Origin of the sequence: Streptosporangium sp. NPDC020072, assembly GCF_040631445.1 — a bacterium.
GTDB lineage: Bacteria > Actinomycetota > Actinomycetes > Streptosporangiales > Streptosporangiaceae > Streptosporangium.
The window spans coordinates 46577-70641 of record NZ_JBEYAB010000015.1 but is presented as its reverse complement, the minus strand read 5'-3'; the positions used below and the strand labels follow the sequence as shown (position 1 = coordinate 70641).

Here is a 24065-nt window from a genome sequence, read left to right as displayed (position 1 = left end):
GATCGGCACACTGTGCCCACAGCCTTGTTAAGCGGCAGCTTTGAGGTGCAGAATCCCCGACCCGAGGTCAGGTTGGCCGACGGAAAGGATGACACCCATGTCACTACTCGAGATAGACCGCCTCTCCGTTGGAGTACTTTCCGACGAGGTGACCACCGACCTGGTCCACGAACTCACCCTCAGCCTTGATTCCGGACAGACCCTGTGCGTCGTCGGCGAGTCCGGCAGCGGCAAGACCGTCACCGTGCTGTCCATCATCCGCCTGCTGGAGTTCGTCGCCCCGGTGCGGACCACCGGCGCGGTCCGGCTCGACGACGTCGACCTGACCTCACTGAACGCGACGCAGATGCGGTCGTTCCGCGGCCGGCGGATCGGAATGGTGTTCCAGGAGGCGCTCGACTCGCTGAACCCGGCGCAGCGGATCGGTGTGCAGCTCGGCGAGGCCTACTGGTCGGCCGACGCCGCCTCACGTCGTGGTGACCTTCGTGCGCAGGGGCAGGCCAGGGCGCTTGAGCTGCTGGGGGAGGTGGGCTTCCCCGACCCCGAGCGGGTGGCGAACCTGTACCCGCACCAGCTCTCCGGCGGGATGCAGCAGCGGGTGATGATCGCCATGGCGCTGATGTCCAGCCCTGATCTTCTGCTGGCCGACGAGCCCACGACCGCGTTGGACGTGACCACCCAGGCCGAGATCCTGCGCCTGTTCCGTACGGTGCAGCAGGAACACCAGATGGCGTGCGTGTTCATCACCCACGACATGGGTGTGGCGGCGGAGATCGCCGACCGGATCGCGGTGATGTACGCGGGCCGCCTGGTCGAGGTCGGGCCCGCGGCCGAGGTGCTCAGCTCGCCCAGGCACCGCTACACGCGGGCCCTGGTCGAGTGCGTGCCGCAGGTGGGTGTGCGCCACACCCGGGGCATGCCGTCCATCGTCGGCTCCGTCCCCGAGGCGGGCGCCAAGCTCCCCGGTTGCCGGTTCGCCCCACGCTGCTCGCACGCGGGGGACCGCTGCCGCTCCGAGGAACCGCCGCTGGCCCTCGTCACCGTTCCGGTGGAGGAGATCAAGCGTGTGGAGCGTTCCGAAACGGCCGTGGTGGAGCGGCAGGCCGAAGTCGCCTGCTGGAACCCCGGCGCCGGCCCGGTCGCCCTGCCTCCACCCGTCGTCACGGCCACCGAGGCCGGGGCCGAGGCGCGGACCGAACCGCTCCTGGTGATCGACGACGTCCGCCGGGAGTTCGTCACCCGCAGCGGCCGCGCCGGCGGCCTGCTGAGGCTGCGCCGCCGCGAGCGCATGCCCGCCGTCGACGGGGTCAGCCTGGACATCCGGCCGGGCGAGTTCTTCGGTCTGGTCGGCGAGTCGGGCAGCGGCAAGACGACCCTCGGGCAGATCGTCTCGGCGCTCGACCACCCCACCGAGGGCACGATCACCGTGGACGGCCAGCGGCACACCTCACGTGGCCTGGAAGGCGACGTCAGGGCCTTCCGCCGTACCGTGCAGCTGGTCTTCCAGGACCCGCAGAGCTCGCTGGACCCGCGCCACACCGTGGGCCGGATCATCGCCGAGCCGCTGCGCGAGCTGACCGACCTGCGCGGCGCCGACCTGCGCCGCCGGGTGGAGCGTCTGATCGACGAGGTCGGCCTGCCCAAGGCGATCATCGACAAGCTCCCCGGGCAGATCTCCGGCGGGCAGCGGCAGCGGGTCGCCATCGCGCGTGCCCTCGCCCCCGAGCCCCGGCTCATCGTGGCCGACGAGCCCACCTCCGCGCTCGACGTCTCGGTGCAGGGACAGGTGATGAACCTCCTGCTGGACCTGCGCCGCGAGCACAACCTGAGCTACCTGTTCATCACCCACAACCTGAGCCTGATCCTCTCGGTCGCCGACCGGGTCGGGGTGATGAAGAACGGCAGGCTGATCGAGGTCGCCACCCCCGAGAAGCTCGCCACGGAGCCGCAGCACGACTACACCCGTACCCTGCTGGCGGCCAACCCGGGCATCACCCCCTCTTCCCCGGCTTCACCGGAAGCCTCCCCGGCTTCGCCGGAAGCCTCCTCGGTTTCACCGGAAGCCGAGGGCACCGCAAGTTCGCGTCAGTGACACTGGGAGCCGCCATGCCGTCTGTGTCGTCCATCTCGTCTGTGTCATCCACCTCGGTCTCTCCCGTCTCGTTCCCGACCCACAGCTTCGACGACCCCCTCATCGGCGACGGGGCCCCCGGTTTCGCCATCGGGTCGTTCGCCGACCTGGCGCCCTGGTCGTCCGCGCCCTACCCGCACCGGCACGAGTTCTACGAACTGGTGTGCGTGACCGGCGGCACGGGCACCCACGTGATCGACTTCGTGCCGTACAAGGTCACCCCGATGACGATGTACTTCGTCGCCCCAGGTCAGGTGCAGTTCTGGGAGGGCCACACCCCTCTTGAGGGATACATCGTCACCTTCGTCGAGGAGTTCCTGGTTCCCCAGTACGGGGACCGGGTCTCCCCGCGTCGGTCCCTGGCGCTCGACCCGCTGGGCACCGGGCACGCCCTGCACCTGGCCCCCGAGGAGGTCGAGCCGGTCACCACGCTGCTGGCCGCGCTGGTCAGGGAGTACCAGCGTCCCGGCGGCACCGACGTCTCGGTGCTCCAGGCGTACCTGCACATCCTGCTGGTCGAGATGCGCAGGTTCAGCCGGGGCGCGGACGTCCGTACCGTCGAGGAGGACAGCGGCACCGCGCTGGCCCGCCGCTACCTGCGGCTGGTGAGCGAGGAACTGCCGTACGAGCAGAGTGTCAGCGGCTACGCCAGCCGGATCGGGGTGACCCCCAAGCACCTGGCGGACGTGGTCAAACGCACCACGGGCAAGCGGCCCGCGGAGATCATCCGGGCCGCGCTGACCGTCGAGGCCAAGCGGCTGCTCAGGCACACCGACCTGACCGTCGCCCAGGTCTCCCAGCGGTTGCTGTTCGACAACCCGTCGTACTTCGGCCGCTTCTTCAAGCGCGAGACCGGAACGAGCCCGGGGGAGTTCCGCAGGCGCGCCGGCGCCGCGGATTACCTCCGTTCAGTGACAGGGCCGCCGACCTGACGAGCTATATGTGCCGCGACCTGCTGCCTAGCGTTAAGTCATGGAATCCTCAGTTGTGGGCATTAGGGCGCGGTTCGCCGAACGCCGCGTCGAGCAGCTACGTTCGTTGATCACCGAGGACCTGGTGACCGCGTGGATCCACGATCCTGAGGCGGTTCACCGGGAGCCGCTGAGTCTGCTGGCGAACTTCCTCGGCCAGCGGGCCGCGACCGAGCGCCTGTCCGTCTACGAACAGACCAGGCGCGAGGTCTGGCGGCTGGTCCGCCCTCCGGCGCGGCGCGGCGAGACCTACCGGCTCGCCGACCGGCGGGAGTTCACCAGCCTCAACGAGGCACGTGAGGCGGGCCTGCGGCGCGAGCTGTTCGACGTCTTCGGCTGGGGAGAGCCCTCACAGGACGCGGTCGACGGGCCGGAGCTGCGGCACGAGGGACCGGTCCTGCTCGGTTACGCCGACCGGGTGAGCGCGGCCCCCGGCGACCGGATCACGTTCATGGTCAGCGCCGAACAGGTCGCCGAGTACACCACCGAACTGGTCCGGGTGCGGCACACCGACGACAACCCGGAAAGCCCCGGTGTCCGGATCGAGCAGGTGCCCGACGTCTGGCAGGGCCGTCACACCGGCCGGGAACAGCGGGTACGGCTCGGCTCGCACATCGCCGTCCGCGACCCGCACGGCGCGACCACGGGCGCGGACGGCTTCACCGTCGCCGCCTACATCTACCCGACCTGCGTGACAGGCAGGCCGCAGGTCGTGGTGTCCCGCTGGGAGGAGGGCCCGCGCGGTTACGCGCTCGGCCTGGACGAGACCGGGCGGCTGACCCTCTGGCTCGGCGACGGCTCCGGCGAGAGCGCGGTCCACGCCGAGACCCCCCTCCCCCTGCACCGCTGGTACGGCGTCGCCGCCTCCTACGACCCGGAGACCGGGCGCGCCACACTGGTCGCCCGGCCGCTGGTGACCGGGGTGAACAGCCGGGTGAGCCCGATCGTGGTCGACGACCGGCCCCAGGTGACCGAGCAGGACGTCGAGGGCGGCTTCGCCCCGGCCGAGCACGGTGACCTGCTGTTCGCGGCCCGCACCCCCGAGGACGACCACTACAACGGCAAGATCGAACGGCCCGGCGTGTGGCCGTACCCGCTGGCCAGGGCCGCGCTGGTGGTCGCGGTCTCCGACGACCACGACGCCCCGCTGCGCTGGTCCTTCGAGCCGGGGGAGACCGCGGCGTCGCTGGTCGTGCCGTGCGTCGGCCGTCCCGGCCTGGACGGCAGGCTGGTGAACCTGCCGGTGCGCGGGGTGACCGGGCGTCACTTCACCGGCCGGATCGAGCACTACGCCGCCGACCCGCGCGGATACGCCGCGATCCACTTCCACGAGGACTCCCTGGCCGACGCCGGATGGGAGCCGAGCCACGAGTTCACCGTCCCCGACGACCTGCCGAGCGGCGTCTACGCCCTGCAGGTCACGGCGGCCGACGGCTCCTGCGAGCGGGGCATCCCGTTCGTGGTGCGTCCCCGCCAGGGAACCGCCACCGGCAGGCTCGCCCTGCTCCTGCCGACCGCGACCTACCTGGCCTACTCCAACGAGCGCGGCCTCGGCCACGTGCCGGTCGTCCCCGACGGCACGGTGTTCCTCGAACACCGCTACGACCTGGGGCACTCGGCCTACGCGAGGTACACCGACGGCAGCGGCGTGAGCTACATCTCGTGGAGCCGCCCGATCCTCACCCTGGCGCCGGGCTTCCGCGTCCACCTGTCGCCGTTCATGCTGGCCTCCGACCTGTACTTCCTGGACTGGCTCACCGAGCTCGGCTACTCCTTCGACGTCATCACCGACCACGACCTGCACGCCGAGGGCGTGGACCTGCTGCGCCCCTACGCCGGGGTGATCAGCGGCAGCCACCCGGAGTACGCCACCGAGCAGATGATCGACGCCATCGAGACGTACGTCGACGGCGGCGGCAACTTCGCCTACCTGGGCGGCAACGGCTACTACTGGGTGGTCTCCTTCCACCCCGAGCTGCCGCACGTGATGGAGCTGCGCCGCGGTGAGAACGGCACCAGGAGCTGGCAGGCCCAGACCGGCGAGCACCACCACGCCACCACCGGTGAGCGCGGCGGCCTGTGGATGAACCGCAGCCGCCCGCCGCAGAAGGTGTTCGGCGTCGGCTTCAGCGCCCAGGGCAGCGGCCCCTCCGGCCGCTACCGGATCGGCCCCGACGCCGTGCCCGAGGACCTGAAGCACCTGCTGGACGGCGTGCCCGAGGTGTTCGGCGACTCCGGGCTGGACGGCGGAGGCTCGGCCGGCGGCGAGATCGACCGCTACGACCTCTCGCTGGGCAGCCCGCCCGAGGCGGTCGTGCTGGCCACCTCAGAGGGACTGCTCGACGGCTACCAGTTCGCCGTGGAGGAGCTGAGCGGCACGCACCCGGGCCACGGCGGATCGGAGGATCCCGAGGTCCGCTCCGACATCGTCTACTTCCACACCCGTGGCGGCGGCTCCGTGTTCGCCACGGGCTCGATCTCCTACAGCGGTGGGCTTTCGGCCCACGGCTACGACAACGGGATCTCCAGGATCACCCGTAACGTTCTCGACCACTGGCTGGGTAAGAAGAATGATTGAGTCGCTCTCGGTCGACCGGATGGTCGCCATCCCGATGCGGGACGGCACCGTCCTGCGCGCCGACATCTACCGTCCGGTCGGGCAGCGCTGCCCCGCCCTGATCTTCCGCACGCCGTACGACCGCACGGGCCTGGGCATGTACGGCACGCTCGCCCTGCGGGCGGCCTCCAGCGGCTTCGCCGTCGTGATGCAGGACACCCGGGGCCGGGGCGCCTCGGGGGGCCGGTTCACACCGTTCGTCCACGAACGCGAGGACGGCTACGACTCGATCGACTGGGTCGCCTCCCAGTCCTGGTGCGACGGCAACGTGGGCATGTTCGGCGGCTCCTACGACGGGGTGACCCAGTGGCAGGCCGCCATGTCCGGGCACCCGGCGCTGAAGGCGATCGCCCCGAACGTCACGGCCTCCAGCTACCACCACGGCTGGGTCTACCGGGGTGGCGCGTTCCAGCTCAGCTTCAGCCTGGGCTGGACGCTCTCGCTCGCCGCGCACAACGCCGCCCGTGACCCCTCGGTCTCCGGCGAGGTGCGCGGGGCGCTGACCGACGCCCTGGACGACCTGCAGGACACGGTGCTGACGCTGCCCCTGGACAGGCACCCCTACCTCGACGGTGTCGCGCCGTACTACCGGGAGTGGCTCAAGCACCCCACCTACGACGAGTTCTGGGAGCGGCTCGACGTCTCCCGCGCCTACCCCCAGATCAACGTGGCCGCGTTCAACATGGGCGGCTGGTACGACACCTTCCTCGGCGGCACCCTGGCGAACTTCGCGGGCATGCGCGCCGAGGGCGGCGAGGCGGTACGCGACCGGCAGCGGCTGCTCGTCGGGCCGTGGCCGCACGAGGGCCTGTTCAGCGGCAACCCGGTCGGCTCGTGGAACTTCGGCGGACGCTCGACCGGAGGCGCCCTCGACGTGGACGGCCTGCAGCTTCGCTGGTTCGACCGGTGGCTGCGCGACGGCGGCGACTCGGCGGGGGAGGACCCGCCGGTGCTGCTGTACGCCATGGGGGCCGGTCAGTGGCGGGTCGCCGACTCCTGGCCGCTGCCGGGCACCGACTACCAGGACTGGTACCTGCACAGCGGCGGCCGGGCCAACACGCTGCACGGCGACGGACGCCTGTCCAGGGACAGGCCCGGTGCGGAGCAGCCGCCGGACAGCTACGTCTACAACCCGCGCAACCCGGTTCCCACGCTGGGCGGCTCGCTGTGCTGCAGCCCGGTGCACACCAAGGGCGGCGTCTACGACCAGCGTCCGATCGAGGAGCGCGAGGACGTGCTCGTCTACACCAGCGAGCCGCTCGGCGAGCCGCTGGACGTCACCGGCCCGGTCTCGGTGGTACTGCACGCCAGCACCTCCGCGCTGGACACCGACTGGACCGCCAAGCTGGTCGACGTCGGCCCCTGCGGCTACGCCCGCAACATCACCGACGGCATCCTGCGCGCCAGCCACCGCGACCCGAAGGCCGGGCTGAACCCGGTCGTCCCGGGAGAGATCGTGGAGTACCACCTCGACCTCGGCGCGACCAGCAACGTGTTCCAGCCGGGGCACCGCATCCGGGTGGAGATCTCCAGCAGCAACTTCCCGCACTTCGACCGCAACCCCAACACCGGTGAGCTGCCCGGCAGGTCCACCGAGATGATCAGCGCGTTGCAGAACATCCATCACGCGGGCCTCAACCTCTCCCGTGTCGTGCTGCCGGTCGTCAGCCCGGAGGCGACGCGTCCCTACCACACGGAGCACTGATGTCCATCAACGAATTCCGCCGGCTCGGCCGTACCGGGCTGGAGATCAGCTCGGTCGGCTTCGGCAGCTGGGTCACCGGCGGCCCGGGGCTGATGGGCTGGGGCTCCCAGTCCGACGAGGACTCGATCGCCGCCATCCACCGCGCCGTGGCGGGCGGGGTGAACTGGGTGGACACGGCGGCGGTGTACGGCTTCGGCCACTCGGAGACGGTCGTCGGCCGCGCCGTGGCCGCGCTGCCCGCCGCCGACCGGCCGCTGCTGTTCACCAAGTGCGGCCTGGTCTGGGACGAGAACGGCGTGGAGAGCCAGAACCTCACCCCGGAGTCGATCCGGCGTGAGTGCGAGGACTCGCTGCGCCGCCTGGGCGTCGACCACGTCGACCTGTACCAGATCCACGCCCCCGACCCGCAGGGCCCGCCCATCGAGGAGTCCTGGGGCACCGTGCTCGAACTGGTGAAGGAGGGCAAGGTCCGGCACGCCGGGGTGTCCAACTTCGACGTCGAGCTGCTGGAACGGTGCGAGGCGGTCGGCCCCGTCGAGACCCTCCAGCCGCCGCTCTCGCTGATCCACCGTGACTCGGCGGCCGACGTGATCCCGTGGTGCGCCGAGCACGACACCGGAGTGATCGTCTACAGCCCGATGGCGGCCGGTCTGCTGACCGGCACGTTCACCGCCGAGCGGGCCGCCGCGCTGCCGTCCGACGACTGGCGCTCGCGCAACGACGAGTACAGGGAGCCGGCCCTGTCGCGCAACCTGGCGCTCCAGGAGGCTCTGCGGCCGATCGCGGAGCGCCACGGGGTGCCGGTCGGCGCGGTGGCGGCGGCCTGGACGACGACGGTGCCGGGGGTGACGGCGGCGATCGTCGGCGCCCGTAACCCGGGACAGGTGGACGGCTGGCTGCCCGCCGGATCGCTCAGCCTCACCCGGGAGGACCTGGCCGAGCTGGTGGCGGCGCTGCGGGAGACCGGTGCGGGGAGGGGTCCCGTCCCGGAGGCCTAGATGTGAACGGAAGCGGGCCGGGCGGAGTCTCTCCGCCCGGCCCGTTCTCGTCCCCGGGCCCGCTCCGGGTGACGTCCCATGAACGGGCGTGGGCCGGGTGGAGACTCTCCACCCGGCCCACGCCGCCCCCCAACCGATCAGGTGTGGCGCGGCACGTTCTCGTCCGAGGCGTAGGACGGGTTCAGCGACAGCGCGATGAACGTGAACGGGCGGTTCACGTAGTTGAACCCGAGCGGGCAGTGCCGGGTGCCCGCGGGGATGAACACCGAGCCGGTCGTGTTGACCGTGTGCCGCTCGCCCTCGATGTCGAGGTACAGCTCCGCGCCGAGGTCGTGGATGTTGTCGGGGTCGTTGCCCATCCAGATGAGGACCTCGTCGTAGGTGTGCTCGTGGTCGTTGACCCAGTGCACCTGCTCCGTCGTCGGGTTGATCCAGCTGTAGGCCATGTGGACCGTGCTGAGGTCCACATCGATGGAGCGCATCAGTCCGAAGGGGTCGCCGATGTTGGCCGGACGCTCGCCGCCCGCGGCGGCGCCCTCGTTCACCAGGTCGTCGGCGCAGTCCCGCATGTGATGGACGAACAGGTGATCGTACTTGCCCATGCCTCTCCTCGCTCCTTCACGTCAAGCGGTCGTTTCCGCACTTGAATGGTGCTTCTTGGGGCATAGGCGGAAAAAGACACTTATGACAGCGCTCATGTCACTGAACCTGTCATCAAGGGGACGATCCGGTCGTCAGTACCGGGCTCCGCGGCCGGAAAGGGTCATGAGATGAGCGCGAATCCGCTGGTCAGCGCGTTGGGCCGATTCGCGGGCGAACGCGGGGGCCGGTCAGGAGATCGTCACTGAGCGGCCGACACTCGCCGTGGTCTGTCACTTTTTGCCGGTTTCTGGCGGGCCGTGCCGTCCCGGCCGTGAAGGGCCGCGCGGGCCCGGTCCGAAGGTCACGCGGGACGCGGTCACGCCGCCCCGAAGAAGGCTGCGGACATGACGGAGCACGGTGTGCCGGAGGGAGGCACACCGTACGCTCGTGCCGACGGAACACCCTGCCCCAGACCCGGGGGCGGGACACCGGTCGCGGGCTAGGAGGCCCGGCGGTTGGCCGTCGTGGTCGCGGGTTGCGGCTCCGGAGGACCCGCCGCGCGTTGCGGCGGCACCACCGGAGTCGGCCTGACCAGACCGAGGGCGACCACTTCGTTGGCCAGCCGCGTTCGGCGGTTGGTGCCCTCGGGTATCCGGAACTTCTGGTACAGCCGCAGCAGATGCTGTTTGACCGCGGCCTCGGTCACCACCAGGTCGTCGGCGATCTCCCGCGCGGTCGCGGGAGCGACGAACGCCTCGTCGGAGAGGGCTGGACGGCACAGTGATGTCAGCACGTCCACCTCCCGGCGAGTCAGCTCGGGCGCCGCTGCGCGGCGCAGTTCGACCTCTGGGGCGAAGTCCTCGCGCGGGACCCCGCCTATCCTGCCCCTCGCGGCGCCGAAGGAGACGACGTCGCCGTCGTCGAGCACCCTTCTCGCGATCGGCCTGCCGTTAACCCGTGTGCCGTTGCGGGACAGGCCCAGATCAACGACATACAGGTAGGGGCCGCGCCGGACGAATTCCGCGTGCAGCCGGGAAACACTTGGATCGTTGAGCCGGATGTCTACTCCCCGGCCACGCCCGATCGTCGTGATCTCGGGGCGCAACGGGACAACCTCGCCTGTGTCCTCGATGCGTATGAACGGCCCCTCCACGGCAGTTCCTCCCCAGGTAGCCCGCCGTAACTATTCCTACAGCTGCGGCTTACCCAAACGAGGGGAAGGGGAATCGCCTTTGCCGTGAGGAGAATCCCACGTGAAATTGGCCTTGACCTCTTGGGAAGGTTTGTCCTGCTCACAGGTAGACTTCGCTGGAAGAAAAGCGGAGGAAACAGTCATGGCGGACAAGCCCACAAAAGGTCTCGCAGATGTCGTAGCCGCATCCACGGCGCTCAGCGACATCGACGGACAGGCCGGTCGTCTCTTCTACCGCGGTTACGACATCCACGATCTCGCGGGCCGTACGACCTTCGAGGAGACCGCGCACCTGCTCCAGCACGGCAGCCTCCCGACCAGGGAGCAACTCGCCGACTACGGCGCCGAACTCGTCAGGGGGCGCACGCTCGGCGCGCTCGCCGAGGCGAACATCCCGGAGATCGCGGACAAGCAGGCTCCCATGGAGGCGCTGCGCACGCTGGTCTCGCTGGCCTCGGGCGACGATCCGGACAAGGATTCCAACAGCCCGGAGGCCAACCTTCGCAAGGCGGCCAGGCTCACCGCCCAGCAGCCGATCCTGGTGGCCCGCTACCACGCGGCCAGGACCGGCGCCGAGATCCCCGAGCCCGACCCCGAGTTGAGCGTCGCCGCCAACTTCCTGCTCCAGATCACCGGCCGGGTCCCCGACCCGCACGCCGTCGAGATCTTCGACACCTGCCTGGTCCTGCACGCCGACCACACCATGAACGCCTCGACCTTCGCCGCCCGCGTCTGCGCCGCGACGCTCTCGGACATGCACTCGGCCATCGTGGCGGCCATCGGCACCCTGAAGGGCCCCCTGCACGGAGGCGCGAACGAGCAGGTCATGCGCACCCTTGAGGCGCTGGACCCGGCCTCGGTCGCCCAGTCCGTGCGTGACAGGCTCGCCGCCCACGAGAAGATCATGGGCTTCGGGCACCGGGTCTACAAGACGGAGGACCCGCGCGCGACGCACCTGCGCAGGATGTCGCGGGAGCTCGCCGAGGCCTCCGGCGACGACACCTACTACCGGATGTCCAAGGAGATGGAGGAGGTCGTCTTCGAGACGAAGGGCCTCTACCCGAACGTGGACTTCTACGCGGCGACCGTTTACCACTATCTCGGTATCCCGACCGACCTGTTCACTCCCGTCTTCTCGGTCAGTCGCATGTCAGGATGGACCGCACATGTCATCGAACAGCACGCGGACAACCGTCTGATTCGCCCGGACAGTGAGTACGTCGGCGAGCGTGACCAGAAGTGGAAGCCGATCGACGAGCGATGAGCCGGACACGGGAAACGCAGGAGAACGGGCGCGGAGGCGAACGGTGAACGCGGGCGGTGTCCCCAGGGAACGGTGGGGACCGTACCCCGTGGTCCTGGCCGGCGCGGTTCTCGCGGTGGTCTTCGCCGTGCTGGCCGACCCCGAGTGGGGAGGCTTCGCCCTCGGCGCCGTCATGGCGCTGGGCGCGCTGCTGCGCCTGGGCGGGGGAGGGCGGCTCGCCGTGCGCCGCAAGGCGACCGACGCCGTCACCTTGGCGATCTTCGGCATCGCGCTGATGGTGGGATCGCTGTTGTTGCAGTATCCGTGGCTCATGCCGCGATATGGCAGATGACAGGGGGCGTCGCAGGGCGGTCAAACCCGTCCGATAGCCTCAACGGCCAGTGAGCCTCAAGGACTGTCTGGCCAGTGTTAGTTCAGAAGGGGAACCACACGCATGCCCAAGATCAAGGTAGAGGGTCCCGTCGTCGAGCTTGACGGCGACGAGATGACCCGGATCATCTGGCAGTTCATCAAGGACCAGCTGATCCTTCCCTACCTGGACGTCGACCTGAAGTACTACGACCTCGGGATCGAGCACCGTGACGCGACCGACGACCAGGTGACGATCGACGCCGCCAACGCGATCAAGCAGTACGGCGTCGGCGTCAAGTGCGCCACGATCACTCCGGACGAGGCCCGGGTCGAGGAGTTCGGCCTCAAGAAGATGTGGAAGTCCCCGAACGGGACGATCCGTAACATCCTCGGCGGTGTCATCTTCCGCGAGCCGATCATCATGTCCAACGTGCCGAGGCTCGTGCCCGGCTGGACCAAGCCGATCGTCGTCGGCCGTCACGCCTTCGGTGACCAGTACCGCGCCACCGACCTGAAGGTCCCCGGCGAGGGCACGCTGACCCTCACCTTCACCCCGAAGGACGGCTCCGAGCCGATCGAGCTCGACGTCTACGACTTCCCCGGCGGCGGTGTCGCGCTGGCCATGTACAACCTGGACGAGTCGATCCGCGACTTCGCGCGGGCGTCCATGCGGTACGGCCTGGCCCGCAACTACCCGGTCTACCTCTCCACGAAGAACACGATCCTCAAGGCCTACGACGGCCGCTTCAAGGACATCTTCGCCGAGGTCTACGAGACCGAGTTCAAGGCCGAGTTCGAGGCCGCGGGCATCACCTACGAGCACCGTCTGATCGACGACATGGTCGCCGCGGCGCTCAAGTGGGAGGGCGGCTACGTCTGGGCCTGCAAGAACTACGACGGTGACGTCCAGTCCGACACCGTCGCCCAGGGCTTCGGCTCGCTGGGCCTGATGACCTCCGTCCTGCTGACCCCCGACGGCCGCACCGTCGAGGCCGAGGCGGCTCACGGCACCGTGACCCGTCACTACCGTCAGCACCAGAAGGGCAACCCCACCTCCACCAACCCGATCGCCTCGATCTTCGCGTGGACCCGGGGCCTGGCCCACCGCGGCAAGCTCGACAACACCCCCGCGGTGATCGACTTCGCCGAGAAGCTGGAGCAGGTCTGCGTCGAGACCGTCGAGGGCGGTCAGATGACCAAGGACCTCGCCCTCCTGGTCGGCGGCGACGCCAAGTGGCTGACCACCCAGGACTTCCTGGGGGCCCTGGACGAGAACCTCAAGAGGAAGATGGCCTGAGAGGTCGTTCCTCACGCGGAGGGGTCGCCGTCACGGCGGCCCCTCTCCTTCCTCCGTGCCACGAACGCGCAGGAAGCGTTCCCCCGTGCCGGGAAACCAGAGGCCGCGCTCACGGCTCGGTCAGGTCGCCGAGCACGATCGAGTCCCCGTCCGGCAGCCCGGCGATCCGGTGCAGCCGTCCGGTGATCGCGTCGACCCTGAAGAAGCCGAGCAGGTCCCCGGTCCGCCTGTCGGTCAGCTTGACGACGACCTCGCGGACGTTCGCCCAGCCGACGACCTCGGCGGAGGTGGGGTCGCCCAGCGAGGGCATCGGCAGGTCCTTGAAGACCTTCCTGGTCCTGGCGTCGATGACGTGCAGGCGGTCGCTGTCGTCCCCGCCCGGCTTGACGGCGGCGGTGAACCTCCCGCTCGGCGAGTCACGCCAGACCCGGTAGGTCTGCCGCATCCAGTCGGCCGCCTTCTCCGCGGCCGTCGCCTGGCCCGCGGGCAGCGACGTCGTGGCGCCGGTGGCGAAGTCGGTCCGCAGCCGCCGTCCGTTCAGTTCGACGACGAAGAAGCCGCCGTCGCGCGAGACGCTCACCCCGGTCCCCGTCTCGGTGTCGGAGGGGGCCAGGACCGGCGACAGGTACTTCTTCTCGCCACTGCTCAGGTCGTGGGCGACGTAACGGCCCTCCGCGGCGCTGAGATAGGCGATACGCCGCCCGTCCCCGCTGACCGCGGGTGACAGGCTCCAGTAGCTCCAGTCGTCGCCGTGCGCCAGATGCTGGGCCGCGTCGGGCACCTTCACGGTGGACTCGCAGTGGCCGGGACGCTCGCACTCGACCGACTCAAGCGCGGGACGGCCCTCGTCGCCCCCGGCCAGCTTCAGCGTCCAGCCCGCGCAGGTGACCTTCCCCGCCCGGGAGGGGGCGGGCCTGCCGTCGGTCGAGGCGCCGTCGTCGGGACACTTGTCCGGTACGGCGTAGCGGATCGTGAACGACGTACGGGGGGTCTGCCAGGCCTGCGGGCCGGGACCCACGGCCGACCCCACCCCGGCCGAGGCGATCTGGTTGCCCTCACCGAGCGCGGAGTTCCACACCTGCCCCTGCTGCAGGGTGAAGGCGATGAGACCCACCGGGATCAGGCCCGCGACCGTGGTCAGGAGCACCCCCCGGACGCGGCGGCGGCGCAGCGCGCGTACGGACCTGACGGCGAGGTCGGGGACCGATGCCTCGGCCGCCGTGGCGGCCAGCCTGGTGGTCAGCCGCTTGGTGTCGCCCTTGGCCAGGGTGGTCACCGCCTCGGAGACCTCCGTCTCCACGGCCTCCCGGGACAGGCCCAGGGCGGTGGCCACCTCCTCGGGGGTCCTGCCGTCGTGCAGGCACGCCACGGCGATCACCCGCCGGACCGGCGGGAGCCGCAGCAGGGCCGTGGCCCTCGTCGTGACGGGCCGCCGCAGATAGCGGCGGTACATCGTGATCTGGGCGTGAACGGTGGGGTTCTCCCAGAGGGTCGGGGGCCAGCTCAGCCCGACGGAGCGCAGGGACCACAGGACGAGCCGCAAGGCCTGGTCGTGGCTACCGGTCAGGAGCAGGGCCGTACCGACCAGGAGACGCTGATCGCGCTGGATGAAGTCGCGATAACCCGTGTATCGGCGCATCAAGGATTGGCTCCGCTTTGACTGAAGGAACGGTCAACGGTAGCGATCTAAGCGCGTGCCGCGCCATCTTGGGGTGGTTTGTCGGTAATCGGGCAGGTCGGCGTGTCCAGATGACCCGCCACAGACCGTACAAGACGGAGATGGGGGCGCGGGGTCGTAAAGTTTGGCTGGTCGGGGAGTCACCGGATCGTGAGGACGATGATGCCGCAGATCGCGCCGCTGGGGGCGGGGGAACCGCACCAGCTCGGGCAGTTCCGCATTGTCGGCCGGATCGGGGAGGGCGGCCAGGGGATCGTCTACCTGGGCGAGACCCCCGAGGGGGAACGGGCGGCGATCAAGCTGCTGCACGTGAAGTTCTCCGGCGACACGATCGCCAGGTCCCGCTTCGCCAGGGAGGCGCGGGCCGCCCGCCGGGTCGCCTCCTTCTGCACGGCGGGCGTGATCGACGTCGACTTGGACGGCGACACCCCCTACATCGCCAGCGAGTACATCGAGGGCAGGTCGCTGCGGGAGGTCGTCGAGGCCGAGGGGCCGCTGCGCGGCACCGCGCTGCAGCGCCTGGCCGTCGGCACCGCGACCGCCCTGACCGCCATCCACCAGGCCGCGATCGTGCACCGCGACTTCAAGCCGGACAACGTGCTCATCGCCGCAGACGGGCCCAGGGTCGTCGACTTCGGCATCGCCCGCGTCATCGACTCGACCGGCACGATCACCAGCAGGGCCATCGGCACGCCCGCCTACATGGCCCCGGAGCAGGTCTCCGGGGGCGACGTCGGGCCGCACACGGACGTCTTCGCGTGGGGGGCGACCATCGCCTTCGCCGCGACGGGCGAGACGGCGTTCGCGGGCGGTTCGATCGCGGTGGTGCTCAACCGCATCCTCAACCACGAGGTCGACCTCGGCGACCTGCCCGAGCCGCTGCGCGGCGTGGCCGCGGCGGCGCTGTCCAAGGCGCCCGGCGAGCGCCCCTCCGCCGACCAGATCCTGCTGCGCCTGCTCGGCCACCCGGAGACCGTCAACGCCTCGCCCGCGGTGCTCAACGAGGGGGCGCAGGTCGCGGGCCCCGAGGACGCCACCAACCCCATCAGGATGCCCGTCTCCGAGTCGCCACCGACCGTGCAGATCCCGCGCCCCCCGCAGTCCTCGCTCTCCCAGATCTCCCGCCCGCGGATCCCGTCGGCCGAGCACCCCCAGGCCGACCGCCCCCAGCCCGAGCGGTCCCAGACTGAGCGCCCCCAGGCCGAGCGGTCCCAGCCCGAGTGGTCCCAGACTGAGCGCCCCCAGGCCGAGCGGTCCCAGCCCGAGTGGTCCCAGACTGAGCGCCCCCAGGCCGAGCGGTTCCCGGTGTACGGCGAGCGGCCGGCCCAGCATCAGACAGGGCCGGCGCAGCCCGCCTACGGCCCGTCCGGGGGGTACGCCGAGCAGCCGCCGAACTGGCAGGCGACGGTCGCCAACCAGGCCTCCGCCCCGGCGCCCCGGCGGCGTTCGCGGGGACGCTGGATCGCGGCGGCGGTGGCCGTCCTGCTGGTCGCGGGAGCGGGCGCGGTCGCCTACTTCTCGGGCTGGCTGCCGGGACTGGCCGGACGCGTCCAGCAGTCGACCCTGACCCCGGTCACGCCGAGCCCGAAGACCTTCTCCTCGGTCGTGGACAAGGCGGCGAGCACCCACCGGCTGACCATCGGCATGCGTGACTTCCTGCCCGGCGTCGCGCTGAACAACGAAGGCACCTGGCAGGGGTTCGAGGTTGATCTGGCGACCGCGATCGCCAAGAAACTCGACGTGCCGGCGAGCGGGATCACCTTCAGGGGCACCTCCCGCGAGGAACGGCCGAAGCTGCTGGCCTCAGGGGACCTCGACCTGGTCATCTCGACCTACTCGATCAACAAGACGGACGCCGTCACCTTCGCCGGGCCGTACTACGTGGCGCACGTGGACGTGCTCGTCAAGGGAGGTTCGGCGATCTCCTCCGTGGCGGACCTCGAAGGCCGCAAGCTCTGCCAGCCGGGGGCGAGCGCCTCGGTCGGCGCCCTGCAGGACGTGGTCAAGCGCCTGGACCTGGTCGCCGCGAGCACCTACACCGAGTGCATGAACATGCTGCTGGCCGGGGACGTGGACGCGATCCCCGGCGACGACCTGGTGCTGGCGGGCTTTGCCGACCGCGAGAGCATCCGCTACAAGGTGGTCGGGCTCAAACTCACCGACGAGCGCTACGCGGTGGCCCTGCGCAAGGGCGACCAGCGCACCTGCAAGGCGGTCCAGGGCGCGATCGTGAGCCTCTACCGCGACGGCACGATCAGCAGGCTGCTCGACCGTCACTTCTCCAAGGTGGACTTCTCCACCAGGGAGGACACCCTTCCCGCGATGGCCGGGTGCGGCTGAGGTCAGCCCTGTCCGGCCGACTTCTCGATCTCGGCCGCGGTCTCCTCGGCCCAGTCGTGCAGCAGACGGGTCTGCCGGATGCCCAGATCAAGGGCGTACCGTCCGAAACCGGGCTTGCGCCAGACGGAGGCCCTGGCGCGGATGGCCTCAAGCTCGGCCATTTTGGCGGCGAGCACCTCGGCCTGCCCGCGCAGCAGCGCGACGGCCTCGTGCGGTTCGATCGTGGGCAGCAGGAAGGCGCGCAGCGCCGTCTCACTGCGGTGCATGCGTGAGGGCTGTTCGTCCAGCATCCACGCACGCAGCTCCGCCGAGCCCTCCTTGGTGATCGCGTAGCTCTTCCTGCCGCGCGGTCCGGCCTCCTCGACCGTGACCAGTCCCTCGGCGGCCATCTTGTTCAGCTCGGGATAGATCTGGCTGTGCCGAGCCTGCCAGGCGTTGCTGATCGAACTCTCGAAGAGCTTGGTCAGGTCATAGCCGCTTGAGGGTCCCGCGGCGGTCAACAGGCCCAGAAGCGCGATCCGGAGAGACATGTCCTCATCATAGCTACGCATTGACATGTCAGGACTGACACGTCACCATCAACATGTGTCTACCGACGTATTGAATCCTCCCGTGGAGACCCGGCCCGCGAAGAACGGGCTGTTGCTGCTCGCCGTACTCGGCGGCATGTTCCTGGCCATGCTCGACCAGTCAAGTTTCGTTGCTTGCAAACTTCTCCGCCTGGGACGTTCTCCCAGGTCGGGGGAGGTGTGGCCAACCTGACATCCCTGCACGGCGACACGGCACACAAGGACATGCAAGGATGGGATGAGAGGGGGGTTAGGCGACCCTTACGAGCGACAGGCGCCGCCTCGGCCCCCGAGACAGTAGGCACAAATGTCTCAAAACGGTCACAAGTGTACTTTTCAAGTAATCCAAGTGTTCGCCTAATGCGTCATTACATTTTCATCTCTGCTGCTTGTGGTGCACATCGTTGATCGTAGAGACTGCGACCAACGAAATCCGTGGGCGGGATCATGACTAAAGCGACTGTGAGCGCATTCATGCGGAGGGTAGCCGACCTTCGTAGACAAAACCTAAGCCCGGATGAGATTGCCGCAGCCCTAGGCCTATCGAGGCGAACATACTTTCGCCGACTCAAGGAGTCGGGCATGACTGGCCAGCGGATCGACCATTCAAACGTGATCATCTGGCGCGTGCGCCAAGAGGACGCCTCGCACACGTGGTCTATCTACCTGCGGATGCTGTCGCACATCGCGAAGGGAACACCGGGGGGCTCGGCCTACCAGCGCAACGGCGCACTCGCATGGGCGAGAGGCCTTGTCGAACAAGGACTTGATGTGACTTACGACACAGCAGGGTGGCGCACTATAGAGGCGGATAGATCCTCATGGCACATAAAGAAGGTGCTTGAGGACGCTGAAAACGCCTCCAAAGAGGCCTGACCAGCAATAACGCGCCCATCTCGTGTTGCTGGCACTTCGTAACAGGGCTACTGTTCTCGCCATGGAACGAAACGCAAGGCACTCAAGGCGCGTAAGGGAGTCAAATCCCTGCCCTGCACGATGGCCGACTAGTCGTCAGTCGGGGTGTCACTCTGATCACGATCCCCCCGCGCGGGTAGTACCGGACTAGGGGGCGTAGGCAGCATTATGGGGTGATATGGGCAGTCCGTTATGCCCTATTGATGCCCGAAGGCAGGAACCGCCTATGACCCCACGTCCGTCGCACCTGATCAACCTGACCGTCGCCCACGGCCGGGCGCGGGTGCTGTACCAGAGTCCAGCGTTGGACGTGATCGCCCTCGACGGCCCTCACGGCACCTTGTACGAGGTACACCGAAAAACGCGGTGGGCTGTCTGGAAAGTGGGAGTCGAAGCCCGACTCATCCCTCCGGACGCCGTGTTTGCGGGAGTGACATGGCCGTGGGAGGTGAAGAAGCCCTACCCCATTTGCCAGTTTTGGAAAGAAGTGAATGAGAAGGAGCGTAAGCCAACTTAAATCATACGTCACATGCCCAGAGGCGTTCCGACTGCGCCGGGTGGCGAGGGTACCGACACAGCCCGCCGCCTGGACAGTGCAGGGGATCGCCGTTCACGCAGCGATCGAAGCCTACGAAAAGTCATGGCGAACCATCTCGGTCGCAGAAGCCGAAGACGTCTTCGAGCAGGTCTGGGTTCGCGGGGTCGCGGAAGCCCTTGAACGCGAACCAGACCTAGACGCCTGGATGACTGGCGGGAAGAAGAAGACCGAAAAGGACATCGAAGACCGCCACTTGGCAGGGGCCGGACAAGTTCGGACCTACGTCGAGTACGTAGCGACTGACCCCCTTCGGGTGTGGACCCTCCCGGACACGGGGGAACCCGCGTCGGAGGTCGAGTTCCTGATCACCCTAGGTAACGTCGATGTTCGCGGCTTCATAGATTTGATCCTGGTCGACCCCCAGACAGGACAACTGAAGGTCCGGGACATCAAGACCGGCTCCAAGAGGCCCTCGGACGCAATCCAGCTAGCCGTCTACCGGCAGGCCGTCATGGACTGCTTCGGCGTCGACGTTCGGTGGGGGGACTACTGGATGGCGAAGGACGGCCGACCTATGCCGCCCGAACCGCTCGCCAAGTTCACCCGCGAATGGCTCATCCGCGAGTTCCGCATGATGGACGACGCCGAGAGCCGAGGCGACTACCCATCAAATCCCGGCGATCACTGCCGGATATGCGACGTGGCAGCACACTGCCTCGTCAAGTCCTAACCCCTACGAAGGGAACCCGTTTGAGTACAGAAGTTCTATTCAGGCTGCCCGGAACCGTCGACTACGCCTTTATGGAGGTGAAGGTTGCCGCAGCCAGCCCCCGAGACCTCATGAGAGACCTTCGCGACGCCGACGCCGAGTTCTTTGCCCTGGTCGGTAACGCGTTCTCGGAAGGCCTGGCCCTCTCGACCATCGGCGCCGCTTTCGGCGGCCAGGTGGTGAACGGTGAAGGCCAGGAGGCGCCGTGGCCAGACGTGCCCCCGGCCTACACCCCCCCGTACGAGAGCGCATCGCCCTACCCGCCCGCGCCTCCGGCCTACTCACCGCCCCCGGCGAACGGCGGGCCACCCCCGGGCATGGCGCCCCCCGTATGCGCCCACGGCACCGCCAAGTACATGCCTGCGGGATTCTCCCAGCGCACCCAAAAGTCCTACGGGGCTTTCTGGGCGTGCCAGGCCCCGCAGGGGCAGCCAAAGTGCCAGATGCCCAAGATCTAAATGTGGGTCCTTCAGCGTGCCCGCGAGTATGACAGCGACTCGGGTACGCCAATCCCCACAGTTTTTGATCGCCTGGCTGTTGCTGGGGCTGAGTTCAGGTTCGGGCAGCTGCACCTGATCGCGTCAGCTCCGGGAGTGGGGAAAAGCGTCCTCGCCCTAACCCTTGCGGTGTGGGCGGGGGTGCCCGCCTTATACTTCTCCGCTGACAGCGACGCAGCCACCCAGTACGCCCGAGCCGCCTCCATCGTCACAGGCGACCCTGTCGTCATGGTGATGGACGCACTTAAACGAAAGGAAACCAGCAAGTATGACGCAGCCCTGAACCGAACGAGGCACGTCCGGTTCGTGTTCGACTCGTCGCCGTCTCTGAACGACCTGAACGATCACGTCATGGCGTACGCGTGGGCTTTTGGACGGTTCCCGCGGCTCGTTGTCGTCGACAACGTTTCGAACGTATTCAACGAGCTTGAAGGGTTCGCCGGCCTCGAAGACACGATGGACTGGCTTCACCAGCTCGCACGTAAAACCTCGGCCTGCGTCGTAGGGCTTCATCACGTCACAGGCGATTACGAATCAGGGGACACCGTCGTACCCCTGTCCGGCCTTCGCGGGAAGATCAGCAAACTTCCCGTTCTCATCCTGACTCTGAACCGCGCGTTCGGAGCCGTTCAAGACGTTTTGAACATCGCGGTAGTGAAGAACCGGGCCGGGCAGGCAGCAGCCAACGGAACGCTCTCCATCCCCATCGCAATGAACCTCGCCCGCATGTGGATGGAAACCAAAGTCGCCCCGCATCTACTGAAAGCGGCCTGAAGGTCATTTTTTTACCCACGGATGGCACTTCGTAAGAAAAATGCCTCCGGTGACGCAGCTTGAAAACTCAACAGTGAACAGCCGAACAGCCCTGAAGGGGGCCGATGGGCAACCGCTCTAAAGCCCTTGGTTACACCTACGAGGTAGCCGTGAAGGATTTCTTCGCCGATCTATTCGCAGCAGTCAAGCGAAACGGGAACCAGTACGGCCCGAATGATCGCGGGGACATCGACGGAGTGCCCGGGTGGACCCTGCAACTTAAGAACACGGCTGAAGACAAATGGGGGACGTGGTTCGAAGCCACGGCCACCCAAGCCGTGAACAACGAAACCCGATGGTGGGCCGTCATCCGCAAGATGCGAGGCAAAAACGTCAAAGACTCACTCTTTGTGATGCCTCTCTGGAAGGCAAAAGAGATGATCGCCCACATGAACCAACTAGAGAACCAGCTAAAGGAGAAAACGGTATGAGTCTTGGAGTTGTTTATGACGGCATCATCCGCGTCTTGGTCGGCGGCCAGTTTTTCCAGGTCGCCGGACTGGTCGAGGTCACTTCGGGCGACAAGTGGGCTTTTCAGCTCCTCAACCGAAATGAAGTCCTTACTGTTCCCGAAAGCCAGATTCAAGGGCTGGTCTGGGAGGCCGACGAGTACGAGGTGATGTCCGCCGCCGCGAAGCTGATGGACACCCCGAACGTCTTGAGCGACCTGGAGAAGGCCTTTACCAGCCTCCCGATGGCCGCCTAATGGCAGAGTTCAAGAAGTTCGACCCCATCCCTAGGCTTTCGAAGCGCTGGATCTTCATTTCGGAGAAGATCGACGGCACAAACGGATGCGTGGTGGTCGACCACGACGGGGCGGTTCTTGCGCAGTCACGCAACCGCTTTGTAACCCCGGAAGACGACAACTTTGGTTTCGCCCGGTGGGTTTACCAGAACGCTGAATCCCTTGCCGGGACCCTCGGCCCTGGGCACCACTACGGCGAATGGTGGGGTGTCGGCATCCAGCGAGGATACGACCTCATCGAGAGGCGATTCTCCCTTTTCAACACCCGCCGCTGGGGTGAGCAGTTCGAAAACGCCCCGCCCGGCGTGCCTGGCCTGGGCGTTGTCCCCCTCCTTTATGAGGGGGTGTGGGACGAGCACTTCATTGACCGTCGGATGGAGGACCTCGCCCAGTACGGCAGCCAGGCTGCACTCAGCTACATGAACCCTGAGGGGATTGTTGTTTTCGACACCCTCACGGGCCAGTTCTACAAGAGAACGTTCGGCAGTGACGATCACAAAGGAAAGAGCAGCTAATGTTCATCGACAAGGAAACCCTTCCCGAGGTCATCGAGATTTTCGTTGAAACGTACGGCTGGCTGGATGTTACTAGGGGAAGTTTGAAGCTCGCCGAAAGCGGGGTTCTCGGCCCTGACACCTACACCTGGCGTGATGCCTGGGGTGACACGAACGGTGCCATAGTGGCTTACGCCATTCAGGGTTACCGAACCAGCAGGAAGGCCGAGGACGCCAAGGATGCCTCTTCGGATTCCGATTAGGCCGATCCTCGAAGAATTCAACGAGGAAGACGTCTACCTTCCCGACCCCGATTCTAGATGGATGTCCTGCCGGTGCCCCTTTCATGGGGACCGGCGGGCGTCCGCCTCCATGAACGAAACCGGCTTTCACTGTCACGCATGCGGAGTCAAAGGGGACGCGATTTCCCTAATCATGGAGTTTGAAGGGGTGGATTATGCCGGTGCCCTCCAGCGAGCGGCGGACATTCTTGGAAAAAGCCCGGAAGAGATATCAGGCGGACCTGTTGGAGGACGCGTTCGCCGTCGACTACTTGACGACGAGCCGATACATGGAGTGGGACAACGTAACCTATTTCAGGCTCGGAGTCGTCGGAAACCCGTTGCCGGGGCATGAAGCCTACAAGGGGATGCTTTCCATTCCCTACATGGCGCCCGATGGCGACACGTTGGATATCCGGTTTAAGAGGCTGGTCGGCGACGGGCCGAAGTACCTCACCACGCCAGGTAGCAAACCGAGGCCCTTCAATACGTCGGCCATCGAAGCGCATTCAGACGTCATGGTCCTTCAGGAAGGCGAATTCGACACCATGACCTGGAGGCAATGTGGGGTACCGGCGATAGGAGTACCCGGGGTGGACTCTTGGCGCCCTGAATGGGCGCTGATTTTCAAACCCTACCGGTCTGTAATCGTCCCGATGGATGGCGACGAGCCGGGACGGAAATTCGGCGCCACGATCGCTAAAGCCCTCAGCAACGCGCACCCGGTAGACCTAGGCGACGGCATGGACAGCAACGATTTCTACGGCCAGTACGGCAAGGACGCGCTACTAGAAAAGGTCGGGCTGTGAACGAACACACCGATTACGACCGTGGGTTCGACGACGGATACGCAGGCATTGAACCGACGTCCACCGAACCTGACTACTTGGAGGGCTTCCAGGACGGGTTAGACGAAGGCTATGAGTACCACCTAGACGGCGTCTATTACTCATTCTGGGATGACATCGAGGACTGCTGATGGATGACGAAATGATGGACCCATATTTCCAGAATTGGAGGGAAACCCGATTCGACGGCAGGAAGCGTAACGGCTGGTCTATAGACGATTCATGGCGCGACGGCTTCAAGGCTGGATACGAAGCCGGGTATGACGCCGGATACGAAGCGCGACTGAACGAACAATGGGGATGACCGATTTCGCCGAACTCGACCGGGCCAACTGGGAAGGCTATCGAGAAGGATACGAGAAAGGTCGGCGCACCGGATGGGTTGACGGTTACTTCGCTGGCACGGAAGACGGATTCAAGGCCGGATGGAACCGAGCCCTAGACCACGTCAGGGCAACCAACGGCGAGGG

At 67.3% G+C, this 24065-nt stretch carries 23 protein-coding genes and 1 pseudogene; 20 read left to right on the top strand and 4 right to left on the bottom strand.

Features of this window, described 5'->3' with window-relative positions:
* Window positions 1-97: 97 nt before the first annotated feature.
* From ABZ470_RS32020 to ABZ470_RS32000, 5 genes are read left to right on the top strand one after another with little or no spacing between them, the layout of a single operon-like run.
* Window positions 98-2092, top strand: a complete 1995-nt coding sequence (locus ABZ470_RS32020) for an ABC transporter ATP-binding protein (RefSeq protein WP_352010074.1) — start codon at window positions 98-100, stop codon at window positions 2090-2092.
* Window positions 2093-2133: 41 nt separating this feature from the next.
* Window positions 2134-3063: a helix-turn-helix transcriptional regulator gene (locus ABZ470_RS32015; RefSeq protein WP_352010073.1), complete on the top strand. Its 930-nt coding sequence runs from the start codon at window positions 2134-2136 to the stop codon at window positions 3061-3063.
* 40 nt (window positions 3064-3103) lie between these two features.
* On the top strand, window positions 3104-5680 hold the full coding sequence (locus ABZ470_RS32010) for a N,N-dimethylformamidase beta subunit family domain-containing protein (RefSeq protein WP_362916126.1): 2577 nt from the start codon (window positions 3104-3106) through the stop codon (window positions 5678-5680).
* Window positions 5673-7424, top strand: coding sequence for a CocE/NonD family hydrolase (locus ABZ470_RS32005; protein ID WP_362916124.1), 1752 nt, complete (start codon window positions 5673-5675; stop codon window positions 7422-7424). The genes ABZ470_RS32010 and ABZ470_RS32005 overlap by 8 nt, the downstream gene beginning before the upstream one ends.
* A complete protein-coding gene (locus ABZ470_RS32000; protein WP_352010070.1) occupies window positions 7424-8422 on the top strand; it encodes an aldo/keto reductase in 999 nt (332 codons plus the stop codon). Before ABZ470_RS32005 ends, ABZ470_RS32000 begins: the two co-directional genes overlap by 1 nt.
* A 137-nt stretch (window positions 8423-8559) precedes the next feature.
* Here the strand turns inward: ABZ470_RS32000 and ABZ470_RS31995 are convergent, their stop codons facing one another.
* Together ABZ470_RS31995 and ABZ470_RS31990 are read right to left on the bottom strand one after the other, a co-directional pair.
* Window positions 8560-9024: a hypothetical protein gene (locus ABZ470_RS31995; RefSeq protein WP_352010069.1), complete on the bottom strand. Its 465-nt coding sequence runs from the start codon at window positions 9022-9024 to the stop codon at window positions 8560-8562.
* A 479-nt stretch (window positions 9025-9503) separates the two neighbouring features.
* Window positions 9504-10157, bottom strand: coding sequence for an FHA domain-containing protein (locus tag ABZ470_RS31990; RefSeq protein ID WP_352010068.1), 654 nt, complete (start codon window positions 10155-10157; stop codon window positions 9504-9506).
* Window positions 10158-10338: 181 nt separating this feature from the next.
* Between ABZ470_RS31990 and ABZ470_RS31985 the strand changes: the two genes are divergently transcribed.
* The 3 genes from ABZ470_RS31985 to ABZ470_RS31975 all read left to right on the top strand — a co-directional run bounded on the left by ABZ470_RS31985 (window position 10339) and on the right by ABZ470_RS31975 (window position 13108).
* Window positions 10339-11460: a citrate/2-methylcitrate synthase gene (locus ABZ470_RS31985; protein ID WP_352010067.1), complete on the top strand. Its 1122-nt coding sequence runs from the start codon at window positions 10339-10341 to the stop codon at window positions 11458-11460.
* Between the two features lie 43 nt (window positions 11461-11503).
* Window positions 11504-11791, top strand: coding sequence for a DUF3017 domain-containing protein (locus ABZ470_RS31980; RefSeq protein WP_352010066.1), 288 nt, complete (start codon window positions 11504-11506; stop codon window positions 11789-11791).
* Between the two features lie 102 nt (window positions 11792-11893).
* On the top strand, window positions 11894-13108 hold the full coding sequence (locus ABZ470_RS31975) for an NADP-dependent isocitrate dehydrogenase (RefSeq protein WP_352010065.1): 1215 nt from the start codon (window positions 11894-11896) through the stop codon (window positions 13106-13108).
* 109 nt (window positions 13109-13217) lie between these two features.
* On the opposite strand, the gene ABZ470_RS31970 is transcribed toward ABZ470_RS31975, so the two are convergent.
* Window positions 13218-14747 carry a hypothetical protein gene (locus ABZ470_RS31970; RefSeq protein WP_362916121.1) on the bottom strand — a complete coding sequence of 510 codons (1530 nt, stop codon included), beginning with the start codon at window positions 14745-14747 and terminating at the stop codon, window positions 13218-13220.
* Window positions 14748-14945: 198 nt separating this feature from the next.
* Here ABZ470_RS31970 and ABZ470_RS31965 point away from each other — a divergent pair, with 198 nt between their 5' ends.
* Window positions 14946-17126 (top strand): transporter substrate-binding domain-containing protein, encoded by a 2181-nt coding sequence (locus ABZ470_RS31965; protein WP_362916119.1) that lies wholly within the window; start codon window positions 14946-14948, stop codon window positions 17124-17126.
* A 2-nt stretch (window positions 17127-17128) separates the two neighbouring features.
* On the opposite strand, the gene ABZ470_RS31960 is transcribed toward ABZ470_RS31965, so the two are convergent.
* The gene (locus ABZ470_RS31960) at window positions 17129-17656 is read right to left on the bottom strand and encodes a PadR family transcriptional regulator (protein WP_362916117.1); all 528 of its coding nucleotides are present in this window, start codon (window positions 17654-17656) and stop codon (window positions 17129-17131) included.
* A gap of 621 nt (window positions 17657-18277) precedes the next feature.
* Here ABZ470_RS31960 and ABZ470_RS31955 point away from each other — a divergent pair.
* The 11 genes and pseudogenes from ABZ470_RS31955 (at window position 18278) to ABZ470_RS31905 (ending at window position 23899) form a co-directional block, all read left to right on the top strand.
* Window positions 18278-18571: a hypothetical protein gene (locus ABZ470_RS31955; protein WP_362916115.1), complete on the top strand. Its 294-nt coding sequence runs from the start codon at window positions 18278-18280 to the stop codon at window positions 18569-18571.
* A gap of 530 nt (window positions 18572-19101) precedes the next feature.
* On the top strand, window positions 19102-19878 hold the full coding sequence (locus ABZ470_RS31950; protein WP_362916113.1) for a PD-(D/E)XK nuclease family protein: 777 nt from the start codon (window positions 19102-19104) through the stop codon (window positions 19876-19878).
* A 497-nt stretch (window positions 19879-20375) separates the two neighbouring features.
* Entirely contained in the window at window positions 20376-21188 is an 813-nt protein-coding gene (locus tag ABZ470_RS31945; RefSeq protein WP_362916111.1) for a DnaB-like helicase C-terminal domain-containing protein, read from the top strand.
* Window positions 21189-21292: 104 nt separating this feature from the next.
* On the top strand, window positions 21293-21658 hold the full coding sequence (locus ABZ470_RS31940) for a hypothetical protein (RefSeq protein WP_362916109.1): 366 nt from the start codon (window positions 21293-21295) through the stop codon (window positions 21656-21658).
* Window positions 21655-21933 carry a hypothetical protein gene (locus ABZ470_RS31935; RefSeq protein WP_362916107.1) on the top strand — a complete coding sequence of 93 codons (279 nt, stop codon included), beginning with the start codon at window positions 21655-21657 and terminating at the stop codon, window positions 21931-21933. The genes ABZ470_RS31940 and ABZ470_RS31935 overlap by 4 nt, the downstream gene beginning before the upstream one ends.
* Complete coding sequence (locus ABZ470_RS31930; RefSeq protein ID WP_362916105.1) at window positions 21933-22487, top strand: RNA ligase family protein; 555 nt, start codon at window positions 21933-21935, stop codon at window positions 22485-22487. Before ABZ470_RS31935 ends, ABZ470_RS31930 begins: the two co-directional genes overlap by 1 nt.
* Entirely contained in the window at window positions 22487-22729 is a 243-nt protein-coding gene (locus tag ABZ470_RS31925) for a hypothetical protein (RefSeq protein ID WP_362916103.1), read from the top strand. The genes ABZ470_RS31930 and ABZ470_RS31925 overlap by 1 nt, the downstream gene beginning before the upstream one ends.
* Window positions 22707-22901: pseudogene (locus ABZ470_RS31920) on the top strand (CHC2 zinc finger domain-containing protein); the annotation flags it as partial. The gene ABZ470_RS31925 and the pseudogene ABZ470_RS31920, both read left to right, overlap by 23 nt.
* A 22-nt stretch (window positions 22902-22923) precedes the next feature.
* Entirely contained in the window at window positions 22924-23556 is a 633-nt protein-coding gene (locus ABZ470_RS31915; RefSeq protein WP_362916101.1) for a toprim domain-containing protein, read from the top strand.
* The gene (locus ABZ470_RS31910; RefSeq protein ID WP_362916099.1) at window positions 23553-23726 is read left to right on the top strand and encodes a hypothetical protein; all 174 of its coding nucleotides are present in this window, start codon (window positions 23553-23555) and stop codon (window positions 23724-23726) included. The genes ABZ470_RS31915 and ABZ470_RS31910 overlap by 4 nt, the downstream gene beginning before the upstream one ends.
* The gene (locus ABZ470_RS31905) at window positions 23726-23899 is read left to right on the top strand and encodes a hypothetical protein (RefSeq protein WP_362916097.1); all 174 of its coding nucleotides are present in this window, start codon (window positions 23726-23728) and stop codon (window positions 23897-23899) included. The genes ABZ470_RS31910 and ABZ470_RS31905 overlap by 1 nt, the downstream gene beginning before the upstream one ends.
* The last annotated feature ends 166 nt before the right edge of the window (window positions 23900-24065 follow it).

Excerpts from the sequence above, each read along its gene's own strand:
- ABZ470_RS31960 (WP_362916117.1), bottom strand. The coding sequence starts at position 17,656 with ATGTCTCTCCGGATCGCGCTTCTGGGCCTGTTGACCGCCGCGGGACCC.
- ABZ470_RS31955 (WP_362916115.1), top strand. The coding sequence starts at position 18,278 with ATGACTGGCCAGCGGATCGACCATTCAAACGTGATCATCTGGCGCGTG.
- ABZ470_RS32000 (WP_352010070.1), top strand. The coding sequence starts at position 7,424 with ATGTCCATCAACGAATTCCGCCGGCTCGGCCGTACCGGGCTGGAGATC.
- ABZ470_RS32020 (WP_352010074.1), top strand. The coding sequence starts at position 98 with ATGTCACTACTCGAGATAGACCGCCTCTCCGTTGGAGTACTTTCCGAC.
- ABZ470_RS32010 (WP_362916126.1), top strand. The coding sequence starts at position 3,104 with ATGGAATCCTCAGTTGTGGGCATTAGGGCGCGGTTCGCCGAACGCCGC.
- ABZ470_RS31970 (WP_362916121.1), bottom strand. The coding sequence starts at position 14,747 with ATGCGCCGATACACGGGTTATCGCGACTTCATCCAGCGCGATCAGCGT.
- ABZ470_RS31995 (WP_352010069.1), bottom strand. The coding sequence starts at position 9,024 with ATGGGCAAGTACGATCACCTGTTCGTCCATCACATGCGGGACTGCGCC.
- ABZ470_RS31985 (WP_352010067.1), top strand. The coding sequence starts at position 10,339 with ATGGCGGACAAGCCCACAAAAGGTCTCGCAGATGTCGTAGCCGCATCC.
- ABZ470_RS31940 (WP_362916109.1), top strand. The coding sequence starts at position 21,293 with ATGGGCAACCGCTCTAAAGCCCTTGGTTACACCTACGAGGTAGCCGTG.
- ABZ470_RS31930 (WP_362916105.1), top strand. The coding sequence starts at position 21,933 with ATGGCAGAGTTCAAGAAGTTCGACCCCATCCCTAGGCTTTCGAAGCGC.
- ABZ470_RS32005 (WP_362916124.1), top strand. The coding sequence starts at position 5,673 with ATGATTGAGTCGCTCTCGGTCGACCGGATGGTCGCCATCCCGATGCGG.
- ABZ470_RS31975 (WP_352010065.1), top strand. The coding sequence starts at position 11,894 with ATGCCCAAGATCAAGGTAGAGGGTCCCGTCGTCGAGCTTGACGGCGAC.
- ABZ470_RS31915 (WP_362916101.1), top strand. The coding sequence starts at position 22,924 with ATGCCGGTGCCCTCCAGCGAGCGGCGGACATTCTTGGAAAAAGCCCGG.
- ABZ470_RS31950 (WP_362916113.1), top strand. The coding sequence starts at position 19,102 with ATGAGAAGGAGCGTAAGCCAACTTAAATCATACGTCACATGCCCAGAG.
- ABZ470_RS31965 (WP_362916119.1), top strand. The coding sequence starts at position 14,946 with ATGATGCCGCAGATCGCGCCGCTGGGGGCGGGGGAACCGCACCAGCTC.
- ABZ470_RS31905 (WP_362916097.1), top strand. The coding sequence starts at position 23,726 with ATGGATGACGAAATGATGGACCCATATTTCCAGAATTGGAGGGAAACC.
- ABZ470_RS31925 (WP_362916103.1), top strand. The coding sequence starts at position 22,487 with ATGTTCATCGACAAGGAAACCCTTCCCGAGGTCATCGAGATTTTCGTT.
- ABZ470_RS31935 (WP_362916107.1), top strand. The coding sequence starts at position 21,655 with ATGAGTCTTGGAGTTGTTTATGACGGCATCATCCGCGTCTTGGTCGGC.
- ABZ470_RS31945 (WP_362916111.1), top strand. The coding sequence starts at position 20,376 with ATGTGGGTCCTTCAGCGTGCCCGCGAGTATGACAGCGACTCGGGTACG.